Raw genomic sequence first — 7,245 nt, forward strand, 5'->3', positions numbered from 1 at the left:
CACCTAGATAAAATTCCAAAAACCATTGACATGAAAAAAAAATACTTAAATACTATTTTAAGCACGTTAAGCTGTTTAATGATGTTACTCATTGGCAGTATGGATCAAGTAAATGCACAAAACGTTAGTTTTGCAAAACGAGGTGTTTCTAGAACAATAAATGGGGATTTCCAGATGATTGGAAACACCAATCTTACATTAGTTAGCTACTCAGATAATACCAACAATAGTAATAATGATATGAAGGTAGTTGACATTGATGGTGATAATTCAACAACAAATTCTTCTTCTGCAACCTTAAATTTTTCCACAGAAAATGGTGCTGATATCAATCAAACAACCATTTTATTTGCTGGTTTGTATTGGTCAGGTCGAACTGACGAAGACGTTACTGATGCTCGTAAAAAACAAATAAAAATTAAAGGACCAACTGGAGGCTATGTAAATTATACCGCTTCTGAAATTAGATATCCTGGAACCGAAAACATGTATGTTGGATTTGTTGATGTCACTAGTTTAGTACAGTCCAAACGTAATGGATCCTATACGGTAGCTGACATTGCAGTTAGCACTGGAGATGGTGGATCTATTGGATATTATGGAGGTTGGGGAATGATAGTTGTATATGACAATCCAAAAATGAATCTAAGAGATATTTCCGTTTTTGATGGATACGCATTTATAGACGGTTCTGAAAAAACTAACTTTACCTTAGATGTTACAGGAATTAATACGCTAAAGTCAGGTGCTGTAAATATGAAAATAGGTTTAATGACTGGTGAAGGTGATGTTGATATTCCAGGAGATTATTTTGAAATAAAGAACCAAAGCAATGACTGGATAAGTTTAAGCCATCTAGATAATTCCACTTCAAATTTCTTCAATAGCTCGGTGTACCCTAGAGGGACTAGAATTCCTGATTTAAAAAACAACACAGGAGTAGATGTTAGTATGTTTACAATTCCGAATGTAAATAATTCAGTAATTAAAAACGAACAAACTTCTGCAACATTCCGATATGGTTCTGTACAAGATACTTACGTTATTTATTGCTTAACAACCTCTTCTGACGCCTATTTACCTGGAATTAAAATGACTAAAACCTGTACTCCAGGTTGTTATTCAACTATTGGCAGTCAATTAACATATCAATTTGATGTCAAAAATGATGGAAATGCACCACTTAATACAGTTGTTGTTACCGATCCGAAAACATCAACACCAGTATACTCCTCAGGTGATACTAATTCAAATAACATTTTAGATATAAACGAAACTTGGATATTTAAAGCAAATTATACGGTAACAGCTAATGATTTAAATAGTCTAAGTATAGTTAATACAGCAGAAGTTACTGCCAAAGATCCACAATCAATATCGGTCAAATCTACTACTAGTAATACCGTGTATAAGACAATAATTGCCAACGCAGGAATAGATCAAACGCAATGTGAAACTGCTACTGCAACACTTTCTGGAAACACGCCTGCTGTAGGAACTGGAACTTGGACTTTGGTAAGTGGAGCTGGATCCATTACATCGCCTTCTTCTGCAACTTCTGAAATAACAGGACTTGGCTATGGAGCAAATGTATTCCGTTGGACAATTAGCAATGGAACATGTACTGCTTCATCTGATGAGGTTACTATTACTAGATATAAAAATCCTTCAACTACCAACGCAGGAATAAATCAAACGCAATGTGAAACTGCTACTGCAACACTTGCTGGAAACACGCCTGCCGTAGGAACTGGAACTTGGACTTTAGTAAGTGGAGCTGGATCCATTACATCGCCTTCTTCTGCAACTTCCGGAATCACTGGCCTTGGCTATGGAGCAAATGTATTCCGTTGGACAATTAGCAATGGAACGTGTACTGCTACTTCTGATGAGGTTACCATTACTAGATATAAAAATCCTTCAACTGCCAACGCAGGAATAGATCAAACGCAATGTGAAACTGCTACTGCAACACTTGCTGGAAACACGCCTGCTGTAGGAACTGGAACTTGGACTTTAGTAAGTGGAACCGGATCCATTACATCACCTTCTTCTGCAACTTCTGAAATAACAGGACTTGGCTATGGAGCAAATGTATTCCGTTGGACAATTAGCAATGGAACATGTACTGCTTCATCTGATGAGGTTACTATTACTAGATATAAAAATCCTTCAACTGCCAACGCAGGAATAGATCAAACGCAATGTGAAACTGCTACTGCAACACTTACTGGAAACACGCCTGTTGTAGGAACTGGAACTTGGACTTTAGTAAGTGGAGCTGGATCCATTACATCGCCTTCTTCTGCAACTTCCGGAATCACTGGCCTTGGCTATGGAGCAAATGTATTCCGTTGGACAATTAGCAATGGAACATGTGCTGCTACTTCTGATGAGGTTACCATTACTAGATACAAAAATCCTTCAACTGCCAACGCTGGAATAGATCAAACGCAATGTGAAACTGCTACTGCAACACTTGCTGGAAACACGTCTGCCGTAGGAACTGGAACTTGGACTTTGGTAAGTGGAACCGGATCCATTACATCGCCTTCTTCTGCAACTTCTGAAATCACAGGACTTGGCTATGGAGCAAATGTATTCCGTTGGACAATTAGCAATGGAACATGTGCTGCTACTTCTGATGAGGTTACCATTACTAGATACAAAAATCCTTCAGCTGCCAGTGCTGGAATAGATCATACGCAATGTGAAACTGCTACTGCAACACTTACTGGAAACACGCCTGTTGTAGGAACTGGAACTTGGACTTTAGTAAGTGGAACCGGATCCATAACATCACCTTCTTCTGCAACTTCTGAAATCACAGGACTTGGTTATGGAGCAAATGTATTCCGTTGGACAATTAGTAATGGAACATGTGCTGCTACTTCTGATGAGGTTACCATTACTAGATACAAAAATCCTTCAACTGCCAATGCAGGAATAGATCAAACGCAATGTGGGAATGGAAATTTTACAGTTTCAGCAAATATTGCAACAGTAGGTATTGGGACATGGACAATAGAAAGTGGATCAGGAAGTATTGCTGATATCAATTCGGCTTCAACAGAAATTTTAAATATTCCAATTGGAACTTCAACCGTTTTAAAGTGGAAAATTGTCAATGGCAATTGTAGTACAGAGGACACCATAATATTGCATAATAATAATTGCTCCATCGACATCACAAAAGACGGTGTTTATGTAGATAGCAACAATGATGGAAAAACAAATGTAGGTGATATTGTTTTTTACAACTTTGTAATCAAAAACACAGGAAATGTAACATTGACTAATGTAACCGTTACTGACAATAATGCTATGATAAATGGTGGGCCAATTGCATCACTTGCTGTTGGAGCGTCTGACAGCACTACATTCTCAGGAACTCATGTGATTACCCAAGAAGACATCAACAAAGGATACGTTTATAACTTAGCTTTGGCTACTGCCAAAGATCCAAATGACAAACCAGTAACTGATACTTCTTCAGACCCAACGCCTTGTGCCACTTGTCCTAAAAATCCAGAGTGTGCGGATTGTACTATTACAGAATTGAATCAAAATCCAAGTATTGAGGTGGTAAAAACAGCAATTACAACAAGTTTTGCTAAAGTTGGAGATATAATCAATTATGTAATTACAGTTAAAAATAATGGAAACGTTAGTTTGAATCAAGTAATGGTTAAAGACCCATTAACAGGTTTAAATGCAACCATTGAAATATTAGCTACAGGTGAAACTCGAGAGTTTCCTCAAAGCTATATGGTAACACAAGAAGATTTGAACAAAGGTTCTGTGCTAAATATTGCCTCTGCTTCTGGCAAAGATCCTAAAGGAAATACTGTTTCTGATGAGGATAGCGAAATAGTTAGCGAAAAAGAAACTCCAATTGACGCTGTAAATGATACAGCTGGACCAATCGTAGGAGTAAATCAAATTACAACTAACGTAATTAATGTTTTCACAAATGACACATTAAACGGAACTGCTGTAAAGCCAAATGATGTGATACTTACAACAGACAATTCTAACCCATATTTACATTTAAACGAAGATGGCTCTGTTGATGTTTTAGCAAATGCACCGGAAGGGACTTTGATACTAAATTATCAGCTATGTGAAAAATTGAACACATCTAATTGTGATACTGCAACTGTTACCATTACAATTGTAAAACCAGTTATGACAGTTACGACTGAACCTATTTGTATCAATGATGTACCTTATTTAAAATACAGTGCAACAGCCGTAAACTTTACTCCTACAAACGGTGTTACTTTAACATGGATGGACAATACTAATAAAATCGTTAGTACAATGACTAATTTACCATTGAGCGGACAAGTTTTATGGCCTGGTGCTACCGTTGATGCAAATGGTATAGGAACAGACTGGCCTGGTTGGTTGCTGGTTGATAATAAATGGATACAAGCAGCGGATGGATTTGAAAACATAAGACCAACAGCGTCTGTGACTTTTGCTTTAAATCCTGAAGTAACTGTTATTTTAAATTATCCTCCTTCCGATCCATTCTGTACTTCAAGACCAACATTTAAAATTGATGCCGTTGATGATACAGCTGGGCCAATAAATGGTTTCTATGGAGAATCTAATATTTTAAATGTTTTCACCAATGATACATTAAATACAGTTGCTGTAAATCCAAAAGAGGTAAATTTAAAAGAAATAACAAACAGCTCTAATGGTTTATTGACTTTAAATAGTAATGGATTTGTGGATGTTAAACCAAATACACCTTCCGGAACCTATCAAATAACCTATCAAATTTGCGAAAAAGCAGATGCTTCTAATTGTGATACGGCTGTAGTAACTGTTACTGTTATAAATACACCTCCAGCTGCACCTCCAATTCCAATTTTCGCAGAGGATGATTTAGTAAAGAATGTAAATGGTGCTATTGGCGCTACAAAAATTCTTAATATTTTTACCAATGATGTTTTAGATAAAAAAACACCAACGCTAAATACTGTTACTTTAACCCTTGTTACTCCAGACCCAACAGGAAGTCTAACTTTAAACCTTGATGGTACTATAGATGTAAAAGCCGGTACTCCAGCAGGAACTTACACTTTTGTGTATCAAATTTGTGAAATCGGTAAACCAACAAATTGTGATACAGCTACAGTCACTGTGACCGTAATGTGTAATGATTTTACCAAAGTTTATGGCAAAATTACTAATGTAGATACCAATACTCCATTGTCTAATGTACCAATCACTTTAAAACCATTAAACGGAACTCCTGGACCAGTACTTTTCAGAGTTACTAAAGCAGACGGTTCATACTCTTTTGATAATATGGTGGCTGGAGAGTATGTTTTACAAGTTCAAGATGCCAACTTAAATAGTGCCTATGAGTTATTCAACACAACTCCTAGTTTCTTGATTATTAAAGTTGAAAAATGTAATTACTCAAAAAGCGACTTTGGTTACGGCAAAACAGATCTTCCAGTACTAGGAGACTTTGTCTGGTATGATTTGAATAATAATGGTAAACAAGATGAATGGTATGATGCTAATAATGATAATTTGGTTACTCAAAACATTCCTGACGCTAATGGTGTAATTGACTACAGCAAATGGGAATGGATTGATTTCAACGGTGATGGAAGTTACAAAGGGATTCAAAATATAGGAGAATTAAATGCTGCTGGTTTTGGAAACGGAACAACTAATGTTCCTAACATTTATATCACTGGTCCAAATGGTTTCTCAAGAACTGTTACTATGGGAATTCTTGGCTACTGGAGAACAAGACCGGCAGCTGGCGCCTATGGTGAGTACAGAATCGAAATCAAAGAAGAGCCTTTATTAGAAGCTGCATCACAAGCTATTGCTGCCACAGGTCTTGTAAAAGTGTTACCAACAAAGGGAGGCAAAGCAATTACAACAAAATCATATAAAACAAGTAGTTATATCGATTGTGGTACAACAACAAATAATGTCCTTTTTGCCACACTAACAGACCAAAAACGTGTAAATCTTGATATTGATTTTGGAATTAGTTGCAAAACCTTTACAGGAGTAGATGCTATTGATGATACATATAACTTAGTACAATGTAGTCAAACTGGTCTAATAGGAAATGTAATAACAAACAATGATTTGTTAAACGGAATAAAAGTGACTCCTACTGATATTAACTTTAAAATAATAACTGGTTCTAATCCATTCATAACATTTGACAGTACGGGTAATCTATCAATTTTAAGTGGAATTTCTACCGGAAAATATGTATTTACCTATCAAATATGCAACACCAAATATCCAAACGATTGTGATACAGCAACTGTTTCGATAGAGATTACTCCAATTCCTGCCATTGCCATCAATAGTTCTGCATGTAATGCTGATACTTCAGTGATAGATTTAAATACATTGTTACCAACCAATATACCTGCTGGTGGTACTTGGATAGACTCAAATAATTCATCAGCCTTAAAAGGCAATTTATTTTCAGCATATGAACTTGCTGTTGGTGATTATCAATTGGAGTATAAAATTACAAATGGAGATTGTCCCAATCGTGTTGTAATCAATATGAACGTTAACAATGATTGCAAAGTATTGGGCTGTGGAACAGTAATTATTCATAATGCCTTTACTCCAAATGGAGATGGATTAAATGAAATCTTCAAAATTGAAAATATTGACGACACGATATGTTATCCTGAAAATACTCTAGAAGTATATAATCGTTGGGGGGTACTGGTGTTTGAAACTAAAAATTACAATAATTCTACTAATAATTTTGATGGTGTTTCAAGAGGAAGAACAACAATTATGCAAGGTTCTGGATTGCCGACAGGTACTTATTTTTATATCTTGAACTATACCTCTTTTGACTCAAATGGAAATGCTGTTGAAAATAAAAAAGATGGATATTTGTATTTATCAAAATAAACCCATAATTTACTAATAATTAACACCATATAACAAAAACCTATTACCAACTGGATTCAAAAGAATTCAAATGCTAAAAAAAAATAAAGAATGAAAACAAAAAGTATCACTTTCATTATAATGTTACTAACTGTGGTGAGTTATGGTCAGCAAGATGCGCAATTTACGCAGTACATGTACAATACCATTAATATCAACCCCGCTTACGCAGGTAGCCGTGGTGTCATGAGTATTTTTGCCTTACATCGCACGCAATGGGTGGGTTTGGATGGAGCACCAACCACCAATACTGCCTCGATAAATACACCAATTAGC

General features: G+C 36.1%; 2 protein-coding genes. Both read left to right on the plus strand.

Annotated features, from left to right (window positions below; all coding sequences use genetic code 11):
* Positions 1-30 precede the first annotated feature (30 nt).
* On the plus strand, positions 31-6,930 hold the full coding sequence (locus O9307_RS10565) for a gliding motility-associated C-terminal domain-containing protein (RefSeq protein ID WP_298298820.1): 6,900 nt from the start codon (positions 31-33) through the stop codon (positions 6,928-6,930).
* A gap of 90 nt (positions 6,931-7,020) precedes the next feature.
* A partial coding sequence (locus O9307_RS10570; RefSeq protein WP_298298823.1) for a type IX secretion system membrane protein PorP/SprF occupies positions 7,021-7,245 on the plus strand: 225 nt, incomplete at its 3' end.

The organism is Flavobacterium sp. (assembly GCF_027531905.1).
Taxonomy (GTDB): Bacteria; Bacteroidota; Bacteroidia; order Flavobacteriales; family Flavobacteriaceae; genus Flavobacterium.